A 23,048-nucleotide genomic window follows, 5' to 3' on the forward strand; every position below is an offset into this window, starting at 1 on the left:
ACAACTCAGAACTGTTCTCGTTGTGGGCAGCGGGTCAAGAAGAGCTTGAGTGTGCGTACGCATCTGTGTCCTGGCTGTGGGCTGCTCCTCGACCGCGATCACAACGCCGCCTTAAATATCTTGCACAAAGCACTACAGGGTACCGTCGGGCAGACGGGAACCGACGAGGGTGTCTCGTCGAACGCTTCTGGACAGCCTGCCGCTACGCGTCGTCGCACTGCGGCGCCGCGCAAGCAGGCTGGATGAAGGAAGAATCCCCGCCCTTCTGGCCTGGGGAGTGTCAATACTTTTCACCTTAAGGAAAAACGAAGGGATTATTATATCCGTATCGCCTGCTTGGCATGAGCATGATTCAGTATCCTTACTGGTATTGCCCTATATGTTAATCCCTTCATGGGAAGGAAAGATGAGGACCTCTCTTACGCTGTCATGCTTGCTGCCTCTTGCGCATTGGTCAGATCGGAGGGATACCGCTTTCGTGCTCTTCGCTCTTGCATCTGTTTGGTTCCTTTCAACTTGGCTTTCCGGGGCGGTCTCCTTTCTTTTCCCTATCGTCCCCCTTTCGGAGTCACTAAGGGATCAGCTGTTGTGATGGGCTTTTTGCAACCTCGTTGGCATGATCTGCATTATGTAGGAGCGGCAATGCTGCTCTCTTGTATGAACAGATGCCGCTCTGGTTCCATTCAATCTATGGAACGGTCTTATTTCGACGTTTGCATCGTCTCATGAGATTTCTCGTCTGCCCACTCAGTTTCTTGTTCCAAAAGGTGCGCATCAGGTTGAACTCTGGGGGAGTCAAAACGATTCTGCTTTCGTTCATTGGCTTGATCTTGCTTCGTTCTGCGTTGGAGGCGTGTTCCCAGAAGAAAGCCGAGCGAGTGCAGCTTGCGCCTGGCTGTAGCGAGCTTCCTCCTCCTTTCCAAGAGAAGCGAGGAGTTGGGCTTTTGCATCCCAAGTGGGGGCGAGAGAAGGGAGCAAGGCAAGAGCGCGGTCAAAAGCCAGGAGAGCCTCTTCATAGCGCTGGAGCTTGCAGAGGACATTGGCCTTATTATGCCATACAAGGGCAAGATCAAAAGGCAAGGCGTGAGAAGGAAAAAGAAGAAGGGCCTGCTCGTATGCATCAAGGGCCTCTTCATTGCATCCCAATTCCGAGAGTGTAGAGGCTTTCTGCTCCCACAGATATGCTTGATCGGGGGAGAGGTGGATCATGGTATCATAGAGAGACAAAGCTTCCGAGTGCTTTCCAAGAAGCGAAAGAATATGAGCTTTGTTGTTCCAGATATCTGGATCATGTGGATAGAGAAGGAGTGCCTGATCATAACAGTCAAGCGCTTCCTGATAGTGTCTTTGATTGCAAAGGTGTGTTCCTTTTTCCAAGAGAGCTCTTTTCGCGGGTTCCATAAGATTCCCCTTTCTTTTTGAGAAATCTACGTGAGGTGAATGACCAGCATTGCCTCGAGTGCATTGTTTTTCTGAAACGAATCAACATCTCTCTTTTCTCTATACACAAAATTCTCACCCTCTCTTAGTAATGCACATTTTCTGATCTTATGCAATATAGAAAAGGTGATTTTCAGGCAATACATCAATTTTGTGTCTTGAAAGCGAACCTATAGACTTACAATTTTACTTCCTCTGACATCAGGTGCTGTGTGGATCAATAACCATCATCGTGGCTCTCCCCAGCTTTTGGTGAAACATTCTCACGTTCTGTCCGAGATATGGTCTGCTTGTGCCATGAGACACGAACGAGAGATACTTCCAGAGCAGAGAGAAGAACAGCTGAACGAGCCGCTGTTTTCTCCCGAAACCGGTGTTATTGTTGAGCGGCTTCAATTATCCTCCACACAGATCATGGACTGTCTCACGAGCATTCAAAAAGGTGCTGCCTGTCCGCTCTGTGGCAGACGCAGTTCCCGCATGTACAGTCAGTATGTCTTGACCTTCCGTGGGTCGGCTTCCCGTCTGAGCGAAGGTGCGTGTTCGTCGCCTGTCTGCGATACTCCGTCCAGTGCGCGGCGCATCTTTTGTGAACGGCTTGCCTGCGGATGAAATCTACTTTGCGGCTGTGGTGGCGCAACCTTAACTTTCTCTCCCCAAAAAGGGGAGAAATCGGCGGGAGTGGCACGGTAGGACAGCGGAACTGCTGGCAGATGAGAATGTTTCTGCTCTTTGCCGGGTAATCGAGAAGTAGCGTTTTGAGATCGTGCACTTTCTGGACCAAACGCAGTTTCTGGACGGGAGCTGTTCCCCAACTGGAGAAGCAAGACAAAACCGCATGGTTGCTCATGTGGGATAATGTCTCCTGACATGGAAGCAAGTTGGTGTGCACCTGGATTCGGGAGCAGAACCAGCAGGTGGAGCTGACGGGCAAAGAGTGTGTCTACTCTCGCTGTTTCTGCCCGAGCAAAGCTCTTGACTCAACCCGATAGAGGCTAAAAGGACTCCCCGCTCTGGATATGGCTGATCACACAGATCTGTCTGGAACTTCTGTAATAGCAACGCTTATACAGCGACGCAGGGAGCGATGATAATGTGCTCATGGAGCTCTGTGTTGGGGACCTGGATGTCAACCCAACCAGGCACGAGTTCCTCATGAAATTTGGGGATGTATGGATTGCATTGATCTTGAGGTACAACGAATGAGTTCCTTGACGAAAGTCTATCTGGAAAAACATATACTCCTAGAATTCTCGTGTATAGTCCTCAACTCTATGCTCCTGGGGTTGTCGCAGCCGATTGCAGACAAAAAAGCTTGGCCTTTTGCCTTCCTGGCGTTGCTCTATAAGCGTAGAGGCAAGCACAGTTTTTACTGATTGGTCCTCTTTCTGGAAAAAGGATATTTCGGGAGTTTTGTTCAGGAATACTCCTATTTTGTTTGTCACATATATCTATGGCCTATGTATTTCAATTCAATTGCATTGAAAGTTTCTAGCAGAGTAGAATAAACAATGAAGAAATGCCTTCTCCCCCCTTTTATTCTTTGCAAGATGTATCAAATTGTTTTTTTGTGTGTTTGTTTATATTTTATCTTAGCAGTTTATTAATCATCATAAGAGATTATATATAGGTAATATTACTTTTACTTTTAGATATTGACATAAATGTATTTCTCAAAATATAATAACAGAAGCTCATGCATATATGTGCCATAGTGCATGTATGAGATGAACTGTTCTTTGCATGGGAAAAAATATTTTAAATTGGAGGGAACCTTGAAAGCGAGAAGACATTTATCTTTTGTTCTACCAGCCTTTGTGATGTGGTGGCTCTTTGTCTGATGTTTGGGTTGTCTGATGTGGTTTTTGCCGCAACGCAGCGCGCATTAAGGACCTGTTCTGGGTATGGTTGTGATCACACAGATCCGTCTCAAACCTTCTGTAATAGCAATGCTTATACAGCGACGCAAGGTGTGACTGATAATGTGCTCATGGAGCTACGTTGGGGGCGCGAGCCACAAATTATGGAGGCTGGAATGACTTTGATTGTATTGATCTTGAGGTACAACGGATGAGTCCCTTTGCGGAAGCGAATTATAGAGAAATCTGTAATACTTATGCTACTCAGCTGTATAGTCCTCAACTCTATTCTCCTGGGGTTGCCGCAGCCTGTTTTAGAAAAAAAATTCTTGGTATTTGGCCTGGGTGGAGTTGCCCGGCAAAAGTATAGGTAAGTCAGTTTTTCACTGATTAATCTTTTGTGAGGTGTATATTCTGAATCTTTCCGAATATACACCTTATTTAAACTGAAAGGATGAGAGATGGTAGCGTCTATCCCTTCGCGGAATTCTGGTGGTACTACGATTACCATCAAAGATCTATCAAAATGTTACAAACAAGGGGCACGTGAAAAATGGGCATTAAAAAATGTTAATTTGCAAATACAGCCGGGGTTTTCGGTTTGTTGGGCCGCAATGGTGCAGGGAAGACCACCCTCCTACAGATTCTTGCAACTTTACTTCCCCAGACATCAGGTGAGGTGTGGATCAATAACCATCATCTCAAGAAAGAGAAATGGGCCATTCGTTCTCAGATCGGGATTGGCTTCTTGCCGCAGGAACAGGGCTACTATCCGAAGTTGACAGTTCAGGAGACCCTGTTTTACTTTGCCTCCCTCCAGAATGTTCGGCATAAGAGAGAGCAAATCGATGAACTGCTTGAGGTGGTGAACCTGACAGAGAAAAAGCATGCTCGGGCAAGTACACTCAGTGGTGGAATGCGCAGGCGCCTGGGACTGGCTCAGGCACTTCTGGGGAATCCTCGAGTATTGATTATAGACGAGCCGACGGCGGGGCTGGACCCGGTTGAACAACAGCGTTTTCGCATGTTACTGGGGACGCTTGGAGCGCGAAGAGAACAGACGATTCTCCTTTCCACACATATTGTTGCCGATGTTGCAACGATTGCAGGTTCTGTTGCTGTCCTAGAACAAGGGAGTTTGCGCTTTCAAGGAAGTGTGCAGCAACTGACGCAGCATGCATCGGGAGCGTGTTGGCAGTGGCGTACGACGTTAGAAACAATTGAGCAGATGCGTCAGCGGAGAGCAGCTATTATTGCCTCGCTTTCTCCTGTACTGGGTGGAGTGGCGGCTCCAAACGAAGTGATTGCGCGAGTCGTTGGTCCGTGTCCTGCTCCTGAGGCTGTTCCCTGTCAGCCGACATTGGAAGATGGGTACTTTCTCCTGATCGGAACGGCTGATTTATAGATGCCACCTTCATTCTCGGCAGCTGCCTTACAAGGAGGGAGCAGTTATGTTTAGAATGGTACAGCGGGTAGGTGTCGTGGCCCTGTTTGAGTGTCTTCTCCAATGGCGCGCGCTCTCGTTTTGGTTGCTTATCATTCTGGCCAGCGCAGTTTCGGTGATTCCTGTCCTTGTCCTTGGAACTGGTATCTCCTTGCCTGTCCTCGAAGTGAACGTCTATACCACAAGGGCCTCTGTTGTCCTGCTCCTGTTACCCTTTGTGTTTACTTCTGTGTTTCAACGTGATGTTCGATATAAAATGCACCCTTTACTGCAGGTCAGGCCATTGCTTTCGTTTGAATACATGCTTGGCAAAAGTTTGGCGGCGTTGGTCCTAGGCCTGTTGGCAGTGCTATTGACATTATGTGGGAGCTGGATTGTCCTGAGTGCTATACGATTGGAGCTTGTATCACCGTTCGCTGCATTACCCTTTTTGCTAGTCAATGGGGCGATGTGCCTCTGTTTCACACTGCTCTTTGTGGCTGTGATCGCGCTGATTGATGTTCCATTTCTTGGGGCGATTTTCTGTAGTGGTGCGATGATAGTGCTCAATCTCAGCAGTCCAGCAACTCCATTGCATATGCTTAATCTGCACAAGAACACGCTCTTTTATTCGAGTAGTATTGGCTTTGGGCCTGATCTTTCCCTGGTACTGAATCAAGGAGGCTTCTTTCTCGCTCTCGCGTTGGGGCTGTTTGGCGTGGTGTTACTTCTCTCACAAATGAAGACGCGATATGGGATGCGGCGTTGGTATCACCTAGGTGTTGCCCTTCTGCTTTGTGTGCTTGGGGGAGGGCTTATGCTGCCTATTACCAGCGCATTCGGGCAGACGACCAAACAGTATCTGGATCTGGGGGTTCCACCTGCACAACCGATGAACGCGATCGTTTCGCACTATCAGCTTGACGTAACAGCGCATATCCACAGCGGACAACTGGAAGGAAAGGCCACATTTCAACTGCAATCTGGCTCTGAAAAGGAACTGTTGCTCGCACTCAATCCCGGATTGCAGATTCAGCGAGTGACGGCAGGACAGCAGCCTATCTCTTTCCACACGCAACAAGGCTGGACTCGGTTGACGCTTCCCTCTGGCAAGGCTCTGACTTTAACTCTTGTCTATGCGGGAAAGCTAACGCTTGGTCGTGAGAACTATGTGGGACCTGCTGGCGGTATGATAGATGTCCTCGGGCGACCGAATGCTGTCTATCGCTTTCTCGGTCAGGGAATGGGAGTTCTGGACGGCAACGGCGCGGGAGGATGGTATCCGCTGCCGTATGTGCAATCGCTCGTAGAGGCCTATGGCTCCCGACTCCCCTTCGATAGAGTGAGTGTGCGGCTGCCGGAGGCTGAGCATGTCTGGCAAGCGGCAGGCATATTCAAGCAAGAGACCCGGCAGATAGAGGTGACGAAGCCGGGGTATCTGCCCTCTGTTTTTGTGGTGGCGTTTGATACACAGCAACAAATGAGGCTGGATCAGACCCCGTTGGTTTATCATGGTATTCAGCCGGATCACAAGGCGCTCTCTACCTATCGACTGATGAGCAGGCTGTTCAACGAATTACGGAACTGGCTTGAGCCGCAAAACAAGCAGCCATCAACTGCGATTGTCCTTCCGTTTTTGCGTGAGCCTGTGATAAGTACTCATCTTTTGTTGTTGCCAGAACACTCGTTGTACAGTTCCTTTCCCATTGATCTGGAAGATGAAACCGTGATCTCTAGCTTTGTTGGAGAGAAGGTCGCGGCGGCGTGGTGGTCAGATGCCTTGCTTCAGGAGATGGTGCTGGCGAAGCAGAATGCGACAACGGGGCAGCCGCACGGTTTTTCCTTTTTTCTGGAATGGCCGACGAATCTCAAAGGGATGCTCTCAGCATATAGCGCTATCAACATGACAGGCCGAATACTTGGCACTACCTATAAGGAGCGTGTTTATCAGCTCTGTCTTGAGCGTGGCGAGTATGGAGATAAGGCGAAAATGAAGCCGGAGGATATGGCGAAGCTGTCGGTAGTGAGTGAAAAAATCCAGAAGCTTGGTTTGTCTGATTGTCCGTTACCAACGGTGGGATTGATGAAGCTGGAAAAGAAAGAGGGGGAGGCGAAGATTACGCAGGTGCTTCAGCGGTTCCTCACTGCCCACCAACAGGATATGCGTGCGCCGACGATCCAGCAATTTATCAAGGAAGCGGGCGTGACACTCGGACGAGATGTATCTGCCGACTTCAAGCCCTATGTACCTGAGGAGATGCCAAAACCATGAATGAGCGTTCATATCTCTCCAGCCAGAGGGGTAGGTGGTTTCACTTCCCATTTGATCTGAAGCAGATGGTATCCTGGACCTGGGTATTGCCGCTTTGCCTGATCATCGTCTCTTTAGTGCATACACAGATCTCCTATAGACCCCCCATGCCACTAGAGCCGCCTCAGCTCTCCTCATCGGAGATTACGGAAAAGCCGAAGGAGCCGGAACGGACGGCGAAAACACCTGATTATGCAACTGAGTTACGTACTGCTCTGGAACGCTTTTTTCCGCTGGTTGCGGGCTGCGTGGCGTTGCCAGTCTTTTCGGAGGAGTGGAGGTATGGTATGCTGGCACAGGTGACGTTGCGGCGCTCGTTGCGGCGTGTGCTCAGTGAACGGCTGCTCTACGTACTATGTTATCTGCTGCTTGTTGTCGGGCTGGCTGGCTGGATTTCCTATGCTGTGACCGAGCAACCACCTGCAAAAGATCTGGTCTGGCCGTGGCCCTTTGAGGTACTCTGGACCGTCTTTCCAACCGCTTTTTTGCTTGTGTCACTTGGCCTCCTGGTGACGCTGCTCTCATGTAATTTAGTGGCGGGATATCTGCTTGTTGGGGGGTATTGGGTTTGTAATGAGATTATTACGCAGAGCTTGAAGGGGAAGAATGCTCTGTTGGCCTATACTCTTCTCGGTTGGCAGAAGCGAGCGTCTCTACCCGACCCTGTGGCTTGGTTTCAGGGGAAAGGGGTCTTGCTGCTCATTGCCTGTCTGTTGTTTGCCTGTATCCTCTGGATGCTTGGCAACGAATCCCGGTTTATTCGCTATATCGAGGAATAAACTACTGTCTTGCAACGAAACCGAGTCCTCTGTTCCTTTCGCTGGATCTGCTTCATGGGACGGAGGGCTTGGTGTGGTTTGACGGTCTGTGTTCAGAGGGAGCGAGGTGCTGTTCTTCTGTGTGGAGAGAGAAGCGTTCTGGTGTTTGCTTTGTCCTCAGGGAAGAACGGAGGATAGGTGCTTGCATTGCGTTGGGAATAGAGGGATGCTGTGTCCCCGGCACGGCGGTGAGGAGAGACCGGGGGACAAGACAAGCAGAAGAAGGGAGAGCGTCAGGTTCCTCCCGGTTTTCTCGTTATCAAGGACCGTCATCCTGATGACGAGAATGAAGTTCTCCGAAGGAACATGGTCGTAGGATTACGATATTTCATCACTTTGCCCAGATAGTTCATGTTCTCGATCCAGGATAGGCCCAGATAGCTATGGGTGTAGTAGTTTGGCCATGACATACCCTCCAATAAGGCTATAAAACACCAGGAGAGAGATGACGATGCGAGGGATGATGTGGCGAAAGATCGGCGTCCGCCAGCTTTTGATGAGGAGAAGGGTATTGAGCACGACAGGAAGAAGAAGCCATTCTGGGCGGGTAAAGACGAGCAGAATCATGAAACCAAGCATGACCCAGAATCGGCCTTTTGCTCCTGCTGCTCGACAACGTGGATGGGCTCCTCGTCGTCCTACCAGACAGAAGCTGGCAGCAGCGCAAAGCGGCTGCACCAGACCTCGTCGAAGGAAGTCAATTGCCCAAATGAGCGCTTGCTGCCCTGGTGAGGCCCAGCGCAGTCATCGGTTGCGAGCTGTTTTTGTTGCTGGTACAACAGATCGGGTGATCCAGCGCCTGGCTCGCTTCCAGTTGATCCCCAACCGACTGAGCACCTGGCGCATGGTCTCGATGCTGACGGGCCGGACCATCCAGCCCTGACGCACACTCTGTTTGACGCGTACGTCCAGCATCCACGGGCTGGTTTGGAAGCCACAATCGCGAGGTGGTCGATGCAAGTACCGTTTTGAACTGCTCGGCCGTCACGTCTTCTCGCTGCACAGTTGCCAGGTGGTGGGGACGACTGGATCTGGCTTGCAGGGCTGCTCGTCCCTGCTAGTTGAAGGCATGGGTTGCATGGTGCACCGTGAGAGATACGAGTGCTGACAGATCGAAGGTTGCAATTGGAGTATGTTGAGCATATTAGATCCGAGACCGCCAGAAAGCCGCTTAGAAAACGAACTCAAGACATCCTGGTGCTTCCCAAAGGAGGCCGATGCAGATTGTGTCTATCATATAGGATATCTCGTCATATGATGCTTGATGGTGTCACGCTCGAATTGGGAAAAAAGAAGTAATATACTATAAAAGGATTTCTTTCGTTTTCTGATAAATAAAAAGGTTGTGGCTCAATTCAGGTGAATGAAGAGCGTGAGCATGGCACTTCATTCTCTGCGGAGAAAAAGAAGCGCCATGCTCAGATAAGCTCAGGATGCTTTCACCAGGACTGAGCCACTTTCGTCCTTTCAGGACATTGACCAGAAGTGGGCCCACGCAACGAAGGTAGTCAGGGCGAGATAGATCAGGTTCACCAGCACATGCTTGTACTCGTGACGGCGGAACTCCACGATCGCTGCCCCAACCATGATTAACGCCAGACCGACAGCCGCCAGAGGCACCAGGATCGGTACAATGTTAAGCATGGCGGGCAGGATCAGACCGATGGCTCCCAGGATCTCGATTGTTCCCAGGGTCTTGACAAAGCTAGAGCTGAACTCCAAGACCCATCCCCCGCCAGGAACCCTGGCTAGTTTCTCATAAGGAATGAATAGCTTGTTCGCGCCCGCGACAAGGAAGATAGCAGCCAGCAGGCCAGTGATGATCCACAAAGGAATGTTCATAAGTTCTCTCCTTGACGGGTATCTCGATTTTTCCAAGCCCGTCTTTATTTATTTTGGAAAACTGTTTTCTTTCGCAGCTCGTTTTTGCGAGACCTTTCGTCTTTGCGTTTCTAGAAAGGGGACAAGTGAGCACCCCAAGAACGTGACAACAGCGTGACGGAAATTGTTCGTCTTCTCTCGAAAACGGTCCAATGGTGAAGCATTGCACCTGTTCATAAGAACGCAGCCAGTGACGAGATGTCCCTGATCTTGCTGTATGTGCCGCCTGTGAACTGCCTTCATCAGCCGGGAGAAAGGATCTGCTGTGTGGGCATAGGATGGAAAAAGGGGGTAGACTCAAGAAGGTTCTCACAGAGGGGGATTTTGCAGCCGCTTGCCAGGGGCTCTCAGCAGAACCAGGGTTGCCAGGGCTCTAAGGGGTTGTTGGGGATTGAAACCTTGATATCCCCAGAATGGACGCGGCGCCTGAATGGTTACAAGGGCTCTAAGGGGCTGTTGAGAATTGAAACTTGTATCCGTCCATAGGCTTGGCTCTGTTTCTTTTAATGGTGTAACGGCTCTAAGGTTTACCGCCGTCGGCACAGCTCGGTTTTCTCTGCTGAAAGCGGTAAACCATCCAACATGCGCAAGGTATACGTGTCATCACGCAGCGACCAGTCGGGATGCTCGTGCGAGCCTTCAGCGCAGCGTCGCTCACTTTTCCAACCACATCATGTCCCTGCCCTTCTTCCCTTTCATCTGTTGCCTGGAGTGAAGTGTTCCTGGGAACCAGGCCATTGAGAGTTCTTTGCTTTACATCGAACTTTCCATTTCTTCTCTATATGGAGGGTGTGGGCGCATTGACCGGGGTGGCCAATGGCTTTGCTGATGTTGCGGTAGATGGTAAGCCAGCACCAAAGTCAACCCCGGTACCAACAGCAACGCCGACGCCAACAACGAAGCGAACAGCAAAGCCAACAGTGAAGTCTACAACTCCATCTGCATCTCCGAGTCGGATACCTCCTGCAACATGGTGGGAGCCTGTTTATAGCGATGATCCTGTAGATGCTTACCTTGGAGGGTATGATTGGTATCGCTCAGTTCAAGAATCCTGGGAGCGAGCTGGGAACACTGGTAATGTATCGCAACAGTATTTCAAGAAGAAGACCTGGTATGCGCAAAAGCTTACCAAGGCAAGATGGTGGGAGTAGAAGACTTAGCTAAGTTTTGGGAGAGGAGCTGTATAGCTTCTCTCCCAAGAACGAACCTTAACGATTCGTTATATCTCATCGGCTGATCTGGTCTTGCTTTTTTAGTAGCTTTATTGTAGAGTAATCAGGAGATTCAGGCTAAATTGTTCAACATCCTTTACACACGAAATATGCAACAAGAGAATTTATCATACTCCATTGTGTGGTAATTTGTGAAATTACTTACCAATGCATAAGAGCCAAGCCTATTACTTGCTCTTATTACCATTAGTATTAGCATAGAAGGAGAAAAGCTGTATGCCTCTGCTAATAAATTGTTTTATCATTCTATTGATTGTTTTAGGCATTATTATTAGTATTGCTCTGAATCGTCCACTTGCGAGAGTGCTAGAAAGATACCCAAAGAAAAATACTCCCGAAATATTTTATCCTTTTAGGAACGTTTATGCTTCTCCCTATAACTATAACTTTTATTAGTTATATTCTTAGTAGAGATATGCTTTGTTTTGTCTTAACCATAGTTCTTTTTGGAATCGTATATGTAACTTTATATATATATACAATGTATATCTTTGTTCATTGATGCCAATGAGTATTTATGGAAGGTTTTTAGCTACATGGGGAACAATGCTTGTTGCATCTTTTACTCTATTTCTTACTAAATATTTCCCACAAAACCTATTAACCCAACCTATAATAATAACCATTTATATGTTTTCATGTTCGTTTTTGCTATGCATTACTTTTATTATAGGTATATTGTTACATAAAAATAAAGGTATAAAATCTAGATGATATCGTACACCTAGCGTAAAGGACTTGTTGCTCTCGCCTTTCACTGCGGAATGAAGTCGGTACACCGTACTACATGAAATGCTATTTAATGTCTTACAGAGTGTTTCATTCCCTTAACATGGTCTTTTGTTCTGCAAGATGAGATAGTATCTTACTTCCATGGTGCGGGGCCTAGTGCCTTTTCAAGGAACCTTTTCGGAGTCAGGAAGAGACAGATGAGGTTCATAGGAGCAACCGAAGTAAGCACAGACACGGCTTGCCAACTCATGGACAGAGAGCAGACCAGCAGGCTCAACGACGGCACGCTTGCCATGCACCCATTTGGGTTCGATGGGGTTGAGCCACGGGCTTTGTTTGGGCAAAAGCAAGGGCAAGATGCGCACGCCTTTGCCCGACTGCTTGACCTGCTGGTTCTGTTCTCTGATCCAGGTTCGCACCAGCGCGCGAGACATGCCAAGAAGCGTGATCCCAGATCAAGAGCCAATGGTGTTTGCCCTCTTGCTCCAATCGCTGACCACACCACTCAAGAAACTGGGTGGTGATGGCTGAGAGGGGGCGACCGGTGACAAAGCGCAGCCACATGCTCTCTCGCACTGGCTTTGTCGACGTGCCTTCTTGCCACAAGACTCCATACCAGGCCAGAGCTTTGGGGTCGGGATCGTTTTTCTGCCACGACCGTTCCACCAGGGAGAAGGGATGCTCCACGCTCTGCCAGGCGTGCATACGAGGCAGAGCAAAGCGACTCCACCACACTTGATCGACACATCCAATGGCTCACTCAGGCTGCGGGCTTGCCCAAGCGATCAGTTGGTCGCGCGCCGTTTTTTTGCTGGTACAACGGATCGGGACGGTTGATGTGCTGTTTGGCTCGTTTCCAAGCTTCTCCCAGCCGTAGCACCGTCTGCCGGATGGTTTCGCCACTGACCAGCGACTGGGTCAGTCCTTCTTGCTGGCAAATCTCTGCCAACAGATCTCAGGTCCAGACGCTGGTAGGCTTGCCGAAAGAGCGTGGCCCGCGCTGCATCAGTTCTTGCAAACGCGGCAGATCGCGATCCTCTCTCGCCTGGTGCAAGCAGTGGGGGCGTGAGGAGCCGGCTTGTAGCACGGCGAAGCCTTTGGTATTGAAGCCTTTGATGACAGTGCGCACAATCTGGTCGTCGCAGCCCAGTTGCTTGGCGATGGCCGTGGCGCGCTCCTGGCGGGCTGACGCCAGCAAAATCTGGCAGCACCGCAGGACAAAGGCATCTGATGAGCGCAGGCCGGCTTTGAGCTGCTGCTGTTCTTTCGCGCTCAACGGGCGAACAAAAATAGGAGCACTTATGGTTCTTCTGATACTACATCTCCTGTCACCTGTCTTGACAGTGCACTAGTTACAGGTTTGCTCATCCTGATAGATGATGAGGCAAGGCGGAGTCAAGGGATCGGTTTTCTCTCCAGCTTGCTATGGAATGTCAGGATGCGGCGAGACGTCGAGCAGCCCATAGCTCATCCGGTTGAATTTCCCGGCAACGTCTGAGAAGAGGATTATGTGACTGTACTAAAGTGTTCTAAGTATGAAAAAGAACTTAAATTATATGAAATCTATGCTGTATTAAGAGTAATTGGGAACAAAAGTTTGCTTAGGTTACTGAGATTTTTTTTGATCCTATAATAGCAAAAAAATATGTTTTCGTATTAAAAAGTTAAAAAGATTGTTATATATTCGTAATGTAAAAAGACTCCGAGACACTTTATAGATGATAGGGAACTATCAGGGAGAATGCCGGATTGTTGAAGATACTGCCTAAGGAAAGATTCAAGAAGTGTTTCTTGGGAAAACTTTATTATTTAAATGAAAGGTGTAATATGAGCCATGGAATATAGAGGAAGATAGATAAAAATAAATATTAGCTTTAAAAATATAAAATAGACAAGAATACGCTCTTCTAGGATAAAATAGATAACATTATATTCTTGATATTCTTGACTCGCTAACGAACGAAGGACGGAATCGTAGAAGACTAGTTCCTCTAGAGGAAAAAGGATGCTGATTAGAAACGCATCTTGCTAAGCTGACAAAGGTTCTGTTTGCCATACGACATAAAGAAAGGATGACAGTATGCCGGTTGGTATTCTTTTTTAACTTTATTGCAACTAGTGATTAGTTCTGTTTTCCTTCTCGCGGCTGTTGGAAAATTTTTGGAAGGAGAATCATTTCGCGCCGTTTTACGGTTAAGTGAGTTTCCTGAGTGGTTAGTTCGTCTTCTTGTATTTTTTGTTCCTTTGGGAGAACTTGGCGTCGCATTTGGAATCTTTCTTAGTTCCTCCTACATTTTAAGTATCTTCTTCGCGCTGGCAGTATGTTCTTTGTTACTGTTTACGGGCTGGATGTTTTTTATTATTAAAAAAGGTATAAACATTAGATGTGGTTGCTTTGGAAATGCTAGTGCTAAGGTAGGTAAAGGTAGTGTTTTTAGGAATCTTTGCTTGCTTTGTTTCGCTTTATTGGGATTAATACTTACATTTCAGTACAAGAGCCTCCTTCCAAAATTTTGTTTAGAACTAGTTATGGTAAGTGTCTCGCTTTACCTTTATAGCCCTACTCCGTTCCTTCATCGTTGCACGTCCGGAACAGATACTCTCTTTTAAAGAGTTGCACAAAATACAGGAAAGAAATTGATGGGCGATAGATACAGAGAGGAGAAGAGAAAGATTTAATAAATTTTATGGGTGTAACAAGAAAAAAAGTTTTATGAGCCCCATGTTTTACGCTTTGTACTTTTTGCTTTGGCTCCTTGTTCTTTTTCTAAGTGTACTTTTGTTGCTGGTGTATCGTCATTTTGGTTTTCTCGCCCTAGGTACAGTTGAAGGGGTGCAGCCCTTTATTGGGATTTATCTCTGGAGCTGTATATGGAAGTATGCGGGAGTTCGTAACATTGGTTGGTCTCTGGAATGCTTTTTGTCAATTACACCCGGAGCGCCTTATGAAGCTTTACGACTCTCTAGGAGAATATGTTTCATGGTTGAATCGGTTCTGGCTTTTTGTGGGAGTTCCATTGCTTGTATTCTTAACATGGAATTGAGACTCAAACATAGGGATAGAAATCCCTATGTTTGAATCGCTTGGTGTGAATGATGGAGGATGTGAAAAAGAAGGCATCCATCATCGTCAAAACGCAAAGCGAAAAGAAAGGAACGCATGATGTCTGACGTGGACTCCTTCCTGACGATCCTGTCTATCATGAGTGACGATCTGTATCAAGCAGATGTGCCAGAGGCAGGGGGAAGTATGGCCGCAAGTCATATCCTTTCGCTTTCCGAAGTGCTCACACTGGCGATTACGAGCCAGGAGGACCGCTTCCGCTTCATCGTGCAGTACTTGCATCCGGCCTTCCTGACACTGCCGCACCGCAGTTAGCTGGAGCAGTTCAGAAGTAGTTCATGGAAGCCACCTGGTCAGACCAGGTGCGTCTGATGCTGGAGCTGACCGAGTGACTCTCTGAGGCGAGTTGTCATGCTCGGGTTGATATGAAGGGATCATGCTACGGTGCGCCGTCACGGCTCAGGGAGCTATGACCAACTCTGAGATTCCGCAGTCAACTGCGCCGATCAGGCGCTGTTTGACTGCTGCTTGTCTGTGCACATTGTACTCCTGCGATGCTGCTGACATGGGAACAATGCTCTATGGGGTGTATTTGGTCGACCTCGGCATTGCGGGTGTGCGTACACAGCAGCAGGTATTTGAGGGTACTGGTTGTGTCCCCTCTCAAGCGAGGAACGCGGCTTGATCGGACCCTGAAGGGCGGCTGGGCAGCGTTTCTTCACGAGCCGACGCAGTGAGGTTAAGATGGTGTGCACAAAACTGCGCGGTTTTTTTCCGGATCCAACAGGAGTGACCGCAGACGCACAAAGGGTCTTCCTGCTAGGGGGGGCGGCCAGCATGGTGAGGCTCTTCGCCTGTCTCTGGCTCAAAGCTTGACTTGGTCATCCCTTGCTGGCTGATTGTATGAGCTTTCCGTCAAGCGTTAACTTGGAAGAGAGGATACTATGAAAAAGAGAATCACGCTTTTATGTCTGTTTGCTTTGATTTTTCTCCTTATCCTATCTGGTTGTCAGCAAATACCAGACTATGCTCTTGACAACGCTCCTACGCTTGCGCCTACAAAACCTGTGATTACTCTGCAAAAGCTACGAGAGAGACCTTTACAGCTTCCGACTTTGCCTCGTGGCGCGGATTGCCCGACGACATCTGTACATCGTTTCGGTCAACGAATTGTGATGGGAAATGGACCAATTTATGTTGTTATTGAAACGATTCAAACTGCTGCTCAACCTGCTATTTTACAATTACGCCGTTTTGACCCACATGATGCGAATGCCAGTGCTTTGAAAGATCCGGAGTGGAGACCTGCTAAAGCTCTTTGGTTTGCTGATACCAGTAAATATCAAGGAATAGGCCTTGTTCGTGGTCGGCAATTAGATGGTTCAGCAGCAGTTCTTTTCGATTATGATTTATCGAAGGATTTAGAGCTACCAGAGTTTACTCACACTCCTGAAGAGATCGACAGACCTTCTTATATTCGTATCAATCAGCAAAGTCCTGGCTGTTATGGTTTACAGATTGACGGTAGTAATTTTACCGATGTTATTATCTTTCAAGTAAAAGACGTGTAAATGTAGATATAATTTGAGGATTTGGCGAAGGATATATTAGAAAAATGAATATAGAATAAAGTAATCTCGTGAAGAGATAGAAAGGGATAGATATGTAGTTATAAGTATCTATAAGAGATATATCTTGATGAGCATGAGGTTCGTGCACTAAAAGCGCAGCAAGCAGTGGGAACTGCTTCAGCGACGGGAAAGGTCTCTTCTGGTTTGCGTGATGGAACAACGCGTTGAAAAAGGGGTCTCTTCAAAGTGGTTCCTGCGAAGTCCTCGCGACAGAACACAGAACACGGTGAGCGTACACGGTCACGCGAGGCTTGAACACAGTGTACGTACACTGTGTTGTGCAGATGAAGCGGTGTCATGGCTCATTGGGGCTGTTGAGGATTGAAGCCTGATGCAAGGAAGAGGCTTGGGTGCTTCTTGAAGGGAGAAAGGTGGATGGAACCTCCCAAACGCACTGCCCATGCCGTGTGAGAGCGGCCGTTGCCGTGTTTTGAAGGGAGTGTGGTGGGACCCCCAAGCACCGAGCATGAAGCAGGTTCATCTCCCTTCCTTCAAGCGTCATTCCCTGCCCGTGATACCTGCGCATCGGAGCCAGAGGAGTGCGACGCGCACTCGTGGCGCCATCCTCTGGCGTGTGGGTTCGCACCAGCAGGGGAGCCGCACGCTTCGTCTGGTGCTCTCTACTCAGATGGCACGGGCTTGTGACCATGCCTCAGGCTCTTGCATCAGTTTTCATGCAGAAGCTGCCAGCCCGAGAGTGCCCTTAGCAGCAGGAGCTTTTCCCTGGTGGCTCTCTTGATGTTGTCTTCTCGTCATATTTCTCATGTCTCTGCTCTCCAGACGGGAGAAGTCACCGGTTGCCTGCTGCATACGGCTGCTGATGATCATCGGGCCGTGTGGCTTCATTCGGGCGTGGGGAGGCTCCCGTGGCCTCATAAAGCGTGTGTCGTGGTCACAGGCATCGGACAACGAAGACGACCACGAGGAGAGAAACGCGAGGGGAGAGGAAAGCCTGGGCGAGATCCCCCCTCCACCGGGGCGGCTGGCACGACCTGGTATTCCCTCATCAAGAAAGAAATCCCTGTTTCGTTCTTCGCCGAAACTATTGCTGTTCAGGGGATTTATGCCTGTTTTTCACTTGAAATCAGCAATACCCTCTGCATATACTTTGTAATGTGATGTCTGATATACATCAGTCGAACTATTCGTTCGTTCCACTCCTTTTCAGTTATTGCCTTGGAAGGAGGCTATCCCTCCTTCTATGAGGAAAATGCAGAATGGTTTGGGGAAGCCATTCATACAGGTACTCCCTGTGGCGCACCTGCATCCGCATGACTTCGATGGACCACACAAGGATCGTGTGGGAGGTCAGCTGATGTGTTCCCCCTTTGTGTCCGACTCTGTTTGTGATGTGTTTCATGAAAGGATTCGCTATGCAGGACAATGACACCTCTTCTCCTGCTTCTGAACGAATGAGTTCCCTGCGCTCGCTCCGGCTGCCGAGCGGGACGCTGCACTGGGGACTCCGTGTTATCCTGGCCCTTTTCCTCTGTACGCTGGCCGTTCTCGCCGACTGGGCCTTACTCACCGTTCCCACCGCCTCCGCTGCACAGCAAGCTCGGGAAACAGCCACCCACCAGACTCAGTCGATCGGCGCGCCCACACGACAGGCTCCGGCGGCTCCGCAGCAGCCCACGGCCAAAGGCCCCACCAAGCTGCCCCCCCGCCCCGCGGCAGTCGAGAAACTCTCTGCTGCTCAGCCCTTCGACGGCTTCGGCGATCTCTCGTTCTACACCTTCAATACTCTGACCCTCAACAATCGCATGGAGTTGAAGGTCAATGTTGCCAACGGGAATCTGCTCGTACACACGTCCGATCTGCATGTGCGTGGGACAGGGCTGGATGCGACCCTTGAGAGCTCCTATAATTCGCAGGCCAACGAGTTACGCGATCATGGCGTCAACTGGATCTTCTCCTTTGGACATGATATTTCCCTGTACAGTGAGAATCCCGAGCAGGGCATCTATTATCGTGGGCCAAGCGGCGTGGGAGCTTTCTTCGCCTATGATAGCACCAAGAAGGCGTATACCGATCCTCCCGCGCTGGATGCGACACTGACGAAGAACGCGGATGGTAGCTATACCCTCTCGTTCCATCATACCGGTGGGAAATTGCAGTTCGATGCCGGTGGTCGTCTCACCTCGATGGTAGACAAGAACGGCAACACCATTTCCTCTCAGTATGATCCCAACGAATGGGGCAATTTGGTCTCGCTGACCGATACGCAGCAGCGTGTCTTTCGTTTTGAGCATAATGAGCAACATGGGGAAACGGATACGGCCACGCAGATCGTGAAACTGACGGATCCGGCGGGGCGTACTGTCACATATGAGTACAGCTCGGGGACGCCGACGTTGCAGCAGAAAGCGCGGGCGGCAGGGGTGTCATCCTCGGTCTGGTTAACCGCGATCACGGATGCGGAGGGCCAAACGACGCGTTTTGGCTATGAGGGCCTCTTGCTGACCAGCATCACCGATCCTCGTGGGAACACCACCCGTATCGAGTACACAGGAGATAAAGTGCTCAAGGTCATCGATGCCAATGGCAACTTCTTCAAATACGAGTATGGAGATCTGCAAACGACTCTGACTGACCAGAACGGGCACCAGACGGTATATACCTACAATGAGCAGTTGCAGGTGACGAAAACCACCGACGCGCTGGGTCATAGTACCTCGAAGGCATATGATGCCAATAGCTATAACGTCACCTCCTATGGAGATGCGCTGAGCAACTTCACGACATTCCAGTTTGCGCCTGGCACCAACAACCTGCTTTCGGTGACGCAGGGGGCCAATGGCCAGGGACAAAACGGCGTTACCACCACCTTTGGCTATCCCAGTGGAGGTGGTCAGAGCCAGTATTATCCGCTGACGCAGACGGACCCACAAGGCAATGTGATCACCTACACGTATGATGCCAATGGCAACGTCACTTCAGCCAAAGACAAAGCAAGCAATATTGGCCTGACCTTTGAGTACAACAGCAATGGGACTGTGAAGAGCCAGACCGATGCCAACGGCAACAAGACGAGCTTTGAGTATGATAGTAAAGGCAATCTCATCAAGATGATCCCGCCCAGTCCGCTGGGAGCCTATACGCTCACGGTGGATCTGCTTACCAGTCGGGTTCAGTGTGTCACCGACGCCAAGCAGCAGCAAACTTGCTATAGCTATAATAAGCTTGACCAGGTGACGGGGATCACCTACAAGAAGAGTGATGGGACCCTGGCGGCCACGATCAGCTATAGCTATGATGCCAACGGCAATCTGACCAAAGTCGTTGATCCGACCGGGACCACGACGTTCAGCTATGATAAGCTTAATCGGCTGGTGAGCAAGACGGTGCCTGGTGGGGAGACGATCACCACCGGCTACGATCCTATCGGCAATCTGACCAGCTATGAAGATCCCGGTGGCACAGTCACCTACACCTACAACGAGGTCAACCTGGTCACTTCGGTGACGGAGCCGGGTGGTCTCCGCACGGTCTACGGCTATGACAATGCCAATCGGCAGACGTACATCCACTATCCCAATGGCACCGGGATGAGCATGAGCTATGATGGGGCAGGTCGCATGGTAAACATTGTGGGTGGGCAAATGGATGGTAGCCATACGATCACCAAGATCTATACCAGCTATCGCTATACCTATACTATGGGCAACAAGAACACCGGGCTTGTCCAGACGATGACTCTTGCTAATGGCAACCAGCACCGCTATAGCTATGATAGCCTCAACCGCTTGCTGGCGGACAAGATCTTTACCAGTCAGAATAGCCAGGTAGACGAGTTTAGTTATACCTATGACGCCGGGGGGAACATCACCAAAGCCCAGTTCCATCTGCCCAACAGCAGCGGCAGCTTCACTAACCTGTTCAGCTATGGGGCAGGCAACCAACTGTTGAACTGGACGCGGCAGGGCGCCGATGGCAGCAAGCAAACCACGACGTTCAGCTATGATGCCAATGGGAACCTGACAGAAGAGAAGGGTGGCGTGAATCGTATCTTCAGCTACAACGCGCTCAATCAGACCACCCAGATCAACAGCACCCCCTTCACTTATAGCGGGCCGACTCAGGAGACCCGTGTGCAGGTGGCGGATACCACGTATCTGTACAATAGTTGGGGGGTAGGCAAAGAGTATCGGCAGAGTGGGCCGGTGACCTATACCCGCTGTAGCTGTGGGAAGCTGATCGGGGCCCGCTTCTCCAGCGATAACAGCCATCACTACTATCTCTTTGATGGGCTGGGATCAATTGTGGGGGTGACCGGAGAGGATGGGTCCCTGGAGAACAGCTATGCCTACTCGCCCTATGGCGAAACCATCAAAGAGCAGAGGAGCGAGAAGGTCTACAACCCGTGGAAGTTTGCGGGTGGCTCCTTTGAGAGCGAGACCGGGCTCTACAAGTTCGGCATTCGCTACTATGATCCGCAACTGGGGCGCTGGACGCAGCAGGATCCTGTTGGGGGCAGCCTGGGCAATCTCAACTCGGCTAACCGCTACCTGTATGTAGGAGGCAATCCGGTCAATGCCACTGATCCTACTGGAGCTTTTGCAGCAGGTAACTGTGTTATTACTGGCATTTTAAATTCTATATCCATCTATTTAGAGGATATAGGGATATTTACCTTAATGGGAGCTTTTGCTTCGGCAATAGGAGGTCCAGGAGTAGTTGCTGGAGCACTAGTAGCTCTAGGCCCAGAGGGTCTTGCTTTTGCAGCTCTTGCTGTAACAATTGTATTCGCTCTCGCAGTATTTTTCGCTGCTTATCAGATTGCAAACTCTGCTTCAGATATCAAAGAAGCATGCAGTTAATACACTTGTGGAGGTAAACAGAAATAGATGGTACTCTCATGTAGAGCACCATCTATTGCTAATCTAACTCGTTGACATCATGAGAAAGGATCCTAAAAATGAAAACATTATTACAAAAGTTTGCTTTATTTTTCAGTGTTCTTGCAGTTGTACTAGCAATAGGAATGGTTGCTTTTATTATTTTTGACCGGTCTTTGCACTTCTTTACGTATGCAGGTATTGCCCTATTTTTAGATTTAGGAATTATACTTATTTTGTTAAGTAAAATGGATAAAAATAATGAAAAAGAAAATCTAAAGAGGCCCCAGAGTAAATGGTTTTTATATACAGGAGTTCTTTTTATCATCCTGTCCTTCCTATGTCTATTTTTACTAATAATAAAATGATAGAATTATTTTAGATAGCAGATACTTTTTGAATGAAAACATGAATACTATATTAGTGAGCTATTCAAAATGCTCGAGCCTCAAATAGTTGTGATTAAGTAAAAATAGGTTCCCTCTGGGCATCGAGAGAGCCACAGTGAGTAAATCAGCCATGGGCATCCTGTTTGATATTCGCTACTACGATCCGCAACTGGGTCGCTGGACGCAGCAGGATCCTGTTGGGGGCAGCCTGGGCAATCTCAACTCGGCCAATCGGTACCTGTATGCCAGCAATGATCCAGTGAACCGGGTTGATTCTAGTGGAATGGCGGATGCGCTTTGTGCACTTAAGACCGGATTTGAGCTGTTTGAATCGGCTGCTGGACTTATCTCAGTGTTAGGAGTGCCTACTATGACCGCTCTAGTACCGGTAATGGTAGCCATGCCCTTTGGTTTTGCGCTTGGATTGGGTGTCTTTCTAACTGTTCAGGCTTTGATCCTTGTGCAGGGTGTAAGGGACCTTCGGGATTGTCTCAATGAATGAGGAAGTTTTAGTTTTCCTGAAAAGGAGATAATTTCGTCTCCTTTTCAGGAAACAAGTAAACAAGAGCTGGAGTGGAGATACAGCTTGTGAGAGAGAGAGGAATGTTATATGAATAAAAAACCTACAAGCATACAGTTGTTTATTTTTATTTGTTTCCTTGTTGCTTGTATCGTTGCCTTGTTTTCTGTTTTTTTTGATAGGACATTACATATACTTCGTTTCTTTGGTAGTGTGGCTTCTGCTTTACTTGGATGCCAATTCCTCTATGCTGCCTATCTTTCAAGAAAGGAGAGGCAAGAGAAGGGAGAACCTATTTTCTGGTATAAACAAACGCTGGTTTGGGTGGGAGGAGTTTTAGTAATTACTTTTTGTCTATATTTTATTGTAGCTATTATAGGATATATTATTTCCCTTTCTTAAACACTTAATGCAGAACAAAAAGGGAATCTTAGACAAGCAGATTGTGAAGGTCAGCAAGGAACGATCAGGCTGGGTATGAAGCCAGAGACAGGCGAAGGGGGCGCCATCTTGATTGCCGGTCTGCATGCCAGGCCGGTCGCTCCTATTGGAGTCGGAAAAACGTGTGCAGTTCGTGAGCACTGGCTCCATCTGTTGTCGTCGGCTTGCACACGTCTGCTGCTCGGCTGGCGGCACTTCGGGAACGATCAAGTCGATAGTGCGGCTTAGGAGGCGTCAAGATCTGCACGCGCAGTGCCTGCAACAGGTACTGCTGCTTGCGTTCCCTTGTAATGCCGCGATTGGCCAGGGAGACCTCGCATGCGCTGTTCCTCTCTCGGGCAGCTCCGCTGCGGGTGTATGGCGAGCAGACAAAAAGCCGTCAAGCAGGAAGTGATCGGTGCGTCGTACCATGCTTGTGCCTTTCTGTGTTCATTGGCGCAGCGGTTGTCGGAGACACTCGTAGCGAGAA

20 protein-coding genes are annotated in these 23,048 nt (G+C 49.1%); 15 read left to right on the plus strand and 5 right to left on the minus strand.

What is annotated here, in order from left to right:
- The coding region (locus EI42_RS29000; protein WP_249033490.1) for a transposase at positions 1-246 on the plus strand (246 nt) is incomplete at its 5' end.
- A 570-nt stretch (positions 247-816) separates the two neighbouring features.
- Here the strand turns inward: EI42_RS29000 and EI42_RS35040 are convergent.
- Positions 817-1,401 carry a tetratricopeptide repeat protein gene (locus EI42_RS35040; RefSeq protein ID WP_111326130.1) on the minus strand — a complete coding sequence of 195 codons (585 nt, stop codon included), beginning with the start codon at positions 1,399-1,401 and terminating at the stop codon, positions 817-819.
- 2,502 nt (positions 1,402-3,903) lie between these two features.
- On the opposite strand from EI42_RS35040, the gene EI42_RS29015 reads away from it, so the two are divergent.
- From EI42_RS29015 to EI42_RS32130, 4 genes are all read left to right on the plus strand, one after another.
- Complete coding sequence (locus EI42_RS29015) at positions 3,904-4,704, plus strand: ATP-binding cassette domain-containing protein (RefSeq protein WP_246046571.1); 801 nt, start codon at positions 3,904-3,906, stop codon at positions 4,702-4,704.
- 46 nt (positions 4,705-4,750) lie between these two features.
- On the plus strand, positions 4,751-6,994 hold the full coding sequence (locus tag EI42_RS29020; protein ID WP_111326133.1) for a gluzincin family metallopeptidase: 2,244 nt from the start codon (positions 4,751-4,753) through the stop codon (positions 6,992-6,994).
- On the plus strand, positions 6,991-7,812 hold the full coding sequence (locus EI42_RS29025; RefSeq protein ID WP_111326134.1) for a hypothetical protein: 822 nt from the start codon (positions 6,991-6,993) through the stop codon (positions 7,810-7,812). The genes EI42_RS29020 and EI42_RS29025 overlap by 4 nt, the downstream gene beginning before the upstream one ends.
- 504 nt (positions 7,813-8,316) lie before the next feature.
- Positions 8,317-8,583 carry a hypothetical protein gene (locus tag EI42_RS32130; protein ID WP_137686449.1) on the plus strand — a complete coding sequence of 89 codons (267 nt, stop codon included), beginning with the start codon at positions 8,317-8,319 and terminating at the stop codon, positions 8,581-8,583.
- Positions 8,584-8,595: 12 nt separating this feature from the next.
- Here the strand turns inward: EI42_RS32130 and EI42_RS32135 are convergent, their stop codons facing one another.
- The 3 genes from EI42_RS32135 to EI42_RS34090 form a co-directional block, all read right to left on the minus strand.
- Entirely contained in the window at positions 8,596-8,811 is a 216-nt protein-coding gene (locus tag EI42_RS32135) for a hypothetical protein (RefSeq protein WP_137686450.1), read from the minus strand.
- 507 nt (positions 8,812-9,318) lie between these two features.
- On the minus strand, positions 9,319-9,693 hold the full coding sequence (locus EI42_RS29035; protein WP_111326136.1) for a DoxX family protein: 375 nt from the start codon (positions 9,691-9,693) through the stop codon (positions 9,319-9,321).
- Between the two features lie 2,167 nt (positions 9,694-11,860).
- Positions 11,861-12,130: a hypothetical protein gene (locus EI42_RS34090; protein ID WP_246046556.1), complete on the minus strand. Its 270-nt coding sequence runs from the start codon at positions 12,128-12,130 to the stop codon at positions 11,861-11,863.
- A 317-nt stretch (positions 12,131-12,447) separates the two neighbouring features.
- Between EI42_RS34090 and EI42_RS34580 the strand changes: the two genes are divergently transcribed.
- Positions 12,448-12,573 carry a hypothetical protein gene (locus EI42_RS34580; protein WP_282957341.1) on the plus strand — a complete coding sequence of 42 codons (126 nt, stop codon included), beginning with the start codon at positions 12,448-12,450 and terminating at the stop codon, positions 12,571-12,573.
- 78 nt (positions 12,574-12,651) lie between these two features.
- Here EI42_RS34580 and EI42_RS34095 read toward each other — a convergent pair whose 3' ends face one another.
- Positions 12,652-12,972 carry a helix-turn-helix domain-containing protein gene (locus tag EI42_RS34095; protein ID WP_246046558.1) on the minus strand — a complete coding sequence of 107 codons (321 nt, stop codon included), beginning with the start codon at positions 12,970-12,972 and terminating at the stop codon, positions 12,652-12,654.
- Positions 12,973-13,805: 833 nt separating this feature from the next.
- Between EI42_RS34095 and EI42_RS35045 the strand changes: the two genes are divergently transcribed.
- The 9 genes from EI42_RS35045 (at position 13,806) to EI42_RS29105 (ending at position 22,807) form a co-directional block, all read left to right on the plus strand.
- On the plus strand, positions 13,806-14,306 hold the full coding sequence (locus EI42_RS35045; protein WP_111326138.1) for a MauE/DoxX family redox-associated membrane protein: 501 nt from the start codon (positions 13,806-13,808) through the stop codon (positions 14,304-14,306).
- Between the two features lie 550 nt (positions 14,307-14,856).
- Positions 14,857-15,075, plus strand: a complete 219-nt coding sequence (locus EI42_RS29065; RefSeq protein ID WP_137686451.1) for a hypothetical protein — start codon at positions 14,857-14,859, stop codon at positions 15,073-15,075.
- Between the two features lie 154 nt (positions 15,076-15,229).
- Complete coding sequence (locus EI42_RS32140; RefSeq protein ID WP_137686452.1) at positions 15,230-15,445, plus strand: hypothetical protein; 216 nt, start codon at positions 15,230-15,232, stop codon at positions 15,443-15,445.
- Between the two features lie 259 nt (positions 15,446-15,704).
- Positions 15,705-16,331, plus strand: a complete 627-nt coding sequence (locus EI42_RS29070; protein WP_111326140.1) for a hypothetical protein — start codon at positions 15,705-15,707, stop codon at positions 16,329-16,331.
- 1,433 nt (positions 16,332-17,764) lie between these two features.
- Entirely contained in the window at positions 17,765-21,211 is a 3,447-nt protein-coding gene (locus tag EI42_RS29085; RefSeq protein WP_170142996.1) for an RHS repeat domain-containing protein, read from the plus strand.
- Positions 21,212-21,309: 98 nt separating this feature from the next.
- Positions 21,310-21,597 carry a hypothetical protein gene (locus EI42_RS29090; protein WP_111326144.1) on the plus strand — a complete coding sequence of 96 codons (288 nt, stop codon included), beginning with the start codon at positions 21,310-21,312 and terminating at the stop codon, positions 21,595-21,597.
- A 136-nt stretch (positions 21,598-21,733) separates the two neighbouring features.
- Positions 21,734-22,120 carry an RHS repeat-associated core domain-containing protein gene (locus EI42_RS29095; protein WP_211326400.1) on the plus strand — a complete coding sequence of 129 codons (387 nt, stop codon included), beginning with the start codon at positions 21,734-21,736 and terminating at the stop codon, positions 22,118-22,120.
- Between the two features lie 108 nt (positions 22,121-22,228).
- Positions 22,229-22,540: a hypothetical protein gene (locus EI42_RS29100; protein ID WP_111326146.1), complete on the plus strand. Its 312-nt coding sequence runs from the start codon at positions 22,229-22,231 to the stop codon at positions 22,538-22,540.
- A gap of 75 nt (positions 22,541-22,615) precedes the next feature.
- Complete coding sequence (locus EI42_RS29105; RefSeq protein WP_111326147.1) at positions 22,616-22,807, plus strand: hypothetical protein; 192 nt, start codon at positions 22,616-22,618, stop codon at positions 22,805-22,807.
- Positions 22,808-23,048: the final 241 nt, after the last annotated feature.

The sequence above is a fragment of the Thermosporothrix hazakensis genome, from assembly GCF_003253565.1.
Lineage (GTDB): Bacteria > Chloroflexota > Ktedonobacteria > Ktedonobacterales > Ktedonobacteraceae > Thermosporothrix > Thermosporothrix hazakensis.